This is a genomic window from Alkalibacterium psychrotolerans (assembly GCF_054784355.1).
The window spans coordinates 1-3,682 of record NZ_BAAGPH010000103.1; the positions used below are offsets into that span (position 1 = coordinate 1).

4 protein-coding genes are annotated in these 3,682 nt (G+C 34.2%); all 4 read left to right on the plus strand.

The annotated features are described in order from the left end of the window. Window positions 1-165 precede the first annotated feature (165 nt). Window positions 166-468: a hypothetical protein gene (locus ACYVLS_RS09240; RefSeq protein WP_460323826.1), complete on the plus strand. Its 303-nt coding sequence runs from the start codon at window positions 166-168 to the stop codon at window positions 466-468. Between the two features lie 1,161 nt (window positions 469-1,629). Then, entirely contained in the window at window positions 1,630-1,803 is a 174-nt protein-coding gene (locus ACYVLS_RS09245) for a hypothetical protein (protein WP_460323828.1), read from the plus strand. Window positions 1,804-1,865: 62 nt separating this feature from the next. Next, complete coding sequence (locus tag ACYVLS_RS09250) at window positions 1,866-2,384, plus strand: super-infection exclusion protein B (RefSeq protein WP_460323830.1); 519 nt, start codon at window positions 1,866-1,868, stop codon at window positions 2,382-2,384. A 125-nt stretch (window positions 2,385-2,509) separates the two neighbouring features. After that, window positions 2,510-2,887 (plus strand): hypothetical protein, encoded by a 378-nt coding sequence (locus tag ACYVLS_RS09255; protein ID WP_460323832.1) that lies wholly within the window; start codon window positions 2,510-2,512, stop codon window positions 2,885-2,887. Window positions 2,888-3,682 lie beyond the last annotated feature (795 nt).

Here is a 3,682-nt window from a genome sequence, read left to right on the forward strand (position 1 = left end):
ATGTTTGTTGGTAACTACATTTTACCAAAGAGAGGTGTCTTTTTCTGTACTTTTAAGTTCAATATTCTAACTGATCTTTACGGTAAAAGGATAGAACGTCGTTCTTAGGGGTGCGAAACTTGAGTTTGTTATACTAAAAGTAAAGCTGTGTGTGGGGGTGTTCCAGTGCAAAGTGTAGCTGATTGGTTGATAACTGCTGGAGATTTTTTGACAAGATTAGGCCTTTTTATTTCTCCGTTATCATTTATAGCTTATATTTTTCTAAGTTGGTTTCAATATGTTACAAGACGGATTCATTATACTAAAGCTGCAAAAACAGCGTGGTACTTGGCTGTGGGTCTTGGAGAGATATTTGGAGACGAAAGAATATACATGTTGGTAGTCCTTATGATCTTCATGGACTGTACAGACTCCTTATTTGAGTTCTTAGAAGAAAAAAGAGCGCTTAAAGAAGAAAATGAAACCTGAGGTACCGAAACGGTACTTTTACATATAGCATTACAAAACAAACACGATGAGCGCTCCGATTGAAACTACAAAACAAACACAGATTAAGCCCGGTCCAAGAATGGATTGGGCTATTTTGAAACGGAGCGTTGAAATGCAACGTTACGAAACAAACACAGATTCGTTGCATACAAAATGAGAATTGATTACAAAACAACACTCTAAGGGGTGCAAGCTCAAATGCTGATACTATAGGCATTATGAATGCACCTATTATCATAAATTACATAACAAGGACTTGTGTGCAACGCTCCAATTCATACAACGCTCTTACAAAACAGAACACAGATAGATGTCCTCAATCTTGAGGGGATGTGTCCAATTCTGGACAGATCTAAGGTTAGGTCAAAATTGGCATACCCTTGTCAAGATCCGCTCAATTTTGAGCAGAAGTACTAAAGTTGAGGGTTACCCAAAATTGGGGAGACCTAGCATAACGATTCGTTCTATCAGCTCTAAGGGAGTAGATTTAATCGACACCCTTAACTAGTGCACTAATTCGGTGCATTAGATAGCTTACTGAAAAAGACTAACCAATTTGGTTAGTCAAAAAAGGTTAACCATACATACCGTAACGGTACTTCAGCTATTACTCAAATAAGAGTAACAGCTATTAGTCAAAATTGTCTGACAGCTATGCAACGCTGCTGATCAGAATTACAAAACAAAACACTATGAGCGATAAAAAAGACCACTCCATAAGAGTGATCTAACACCTGGCCCTGAGGTAAATTTGTGTTGCAGTAATGCTTGCATGTTTTATCTGCATGATACTTTTAAACTAAATAACTCTATAAAATACGCTTAAATAGTTTCTTCTATAATATATATTAGAATTTGATACTTATTTAAACTATATAAAATACATTGTTTATGCCCAGTAGGGACCATACTGTTATAATTTTGAAGCCTTACAAACGTTGGTATGACAGCAATCTTACAACGGTTGTAGGCTTCTTTTTTGTCCCTCTTGCATACGAACAAAAGTTCTCGTTCTGAATTTCTCTAAAATAGAGCTTAAAGACATAGAGGGAGTTGCTAATTATAGCAGCTCCCTTTTTCATGTTGTCCTGTTTAAGGTTAAAGCACCTTGATATAATAAAAATAAAAGGAGCTGTTTATATGAGCCCTGAGGAAGCTAAGGCCAAAATATTTGAGTTAGCGAGATTGATAAGTTACGAGCAGAACTTACAAAGGCGGTTAAAAGATAGAAAAGATATTGCAGCGCTTAAAATATCAAAAGAGCAAGAGAAAAAATGGCACGATGAAATTGAGGAAGTTAAAAAACATATTTGAATTTTAAGCCTTTCTAGCTACTATGAAAAAATAAACGATAGAAGAAAAGGAGGATTTTATAAGTGGATAGTTTTTTTAAATTTATTAGTAAACCAATAAATTTTGCGATACTGCTATCATTCTTTGTAACTTCAGCTATTTTAGTATCAATGAATTTCTGGTCTACTGAAACTCTTCGAAGATTAAACATGATTAATTTCTTGAACGAGTTCACTGGATATCTAATGGTTACGTTATTTTTATCGCTATTTTTAATTGTTTTTCAAGTGTCAGCCATGATAATCACTAAAAGAAAAGACAAGGTTGTGAACGAAAAAATAGAAAAATGGAGAATTGATGCGGTTAATGATCCACATTGTTGGACTATACTGTATAGACTTTATAAAAATGAAGGTAATCCTGTTAAGTTGCCGATAAATAATAGGCATGTTATTAGTTTAACAAATTTAGAGATGATTGTAAGAGTGGGTACACAAGTATATGTTCAAAGTCAAGATGAATTAGAAAATCCTAGATTCCCTTATGTATTACAAGCCTTTGGCCAAGATTTAGTTGAAAAGAAAATTAATGGAGAACTATAGAGAGTGAAAACTAAAAAAAGTATTAGTCAAGTTTGCTGAAGTGGATAGAGCAGGTGAATTACTTGTATTTAAAGATTAAGATTTACGTTACAATATGAGTAATCAAAGACTGGAGGTATGTTAATATGGACTTCGGGAAATCATTAGAAAAGATGATTGGATTAGCATCAGGCAGCAATGATCCTACAGCTATGAGAGCTGTCATGGATGTTCAAAAAGAATTAATTCAGATTCAGGAAGAAAACAGACGTTTAAGAATTGAAAACCATGGATTAAAGAATATTGACATAACACGTTCAGAATTGAAAAAAAGAGGAAATGCCTATTACAAGGGAGAAGAAGGTCCTTATTGCACAACATGTTTTGATGCAGAAGGAAAATTAATTTATTTGAACGTCTATTTGTTGGCCTACAATAGCTATGCTAAAGGAAAATGTGGGAATTGTGATAGTGACGTTTCTACAACCATAACCGAGGAGGAGTACAAAAATAATTATCGATAATCTTACTTAGATACTATATTTAATTACAAAACAACACAGATTAGCCCTGGACTAAAATGTCCGGGGTCTTTATATTATAGGGGCATTGTACGCAGTGTAGCGCTCTTTATAGCGTTCAATTACAAAACAAACACGATGAGCGAAACTATCATTATTGAGTAATAGCAACGGATTTAAACGGAGCGCTCCATGCAACGTTACAAAACAACACGAACGTTGCATACAAAAAGAGTGCTGATTACAAAACAAGACTCTAAGGGCGCAGTCTTAAATGCTGATGTTATAGGTTTTAAGACTACGCCCTCTTATTATGGATTACAAAACGAACACTTGGGTGCAGCGCTCCTATTCATGCAACGCTATTACGAAACAAAACACAGTTAGATGTCTTCAATTTTGAGCAGAAGTAATTAACTCTTACTCAAAAAGAGTAACAGCTACTAGTCAAAAAAGACTAATAGATAGGCAACGCTGCTGATCAGAATTATAAAACAAAACACGACTAGCGCTCAACCAAGTTATTAATTTATCCTTAAATAGAACTATATAAACAATAAGCGAACGTAGGTTTTTGGTTATAAGTGTTGCTGTATGATTATATCTAATGATGTATTTCGTCCTTATTGTTCCTTTATCGTACTTTTTATTATCCTAAGACGATATATTAGTCCTGAATAATTCATAGCTCTATAATTTAAGCTGGTTTCTTGAATAAATTAATCGTTCTTGGAAAAATTGGGAATTTTTCTACAAAATAGTGCGTTCTCGAAGTAGATTTTAACTAAATGAACCTTC